Below are 212 nucleotides of genomic sequence, written 5' to 3'. Positions count from 1 at the left end.
ACGCGGCCCTGGATCTCGGCCTTCTTGCCGGCGCCGTCGACGATGGTGGTGTTCTCCTTGGAGATCGACACCTTCTTGGCGCGGCCGAGCATGTTGAGGCCGACATTCTCGAGCTTGATGCCGAGGTCTTCGGAAATGACCTGGCCACCAGTGAGGATGGCGATGTCTTCCAGCATGGCCTTGCGGCGATCACCGAAGCCCGGCGCCTTGAC

1 pseudogene is annotated in these 212 nt (G+C 62.7%); it reads right to left on the bottom strand.

The window, feature by feature from the left end:
* A pseudogene (groEL, locus tag EN807_RS35225) lies at nt 1–212 on the bottom strand (chaperonin GroEL); the annotation flags it as partial.

The organism is Mesorhizobium sp. M5C.F.Ca.ET.164.01.1.1 (assembly GCF_004792125.1).
Classification (GTDB): domain Bacteria; phylum Pseudomonadota; class Alphaproteobacteria; order Rhizobiales; family Rhizobiaceae; genus Mesorhizobium; species Mesorhizobium wenxiniae.
The sequence above is the reverse complement of the archived record's forward strand: the minus strand, read 5'-3'. Positions and strand labels throughout refer to the sequence as shown.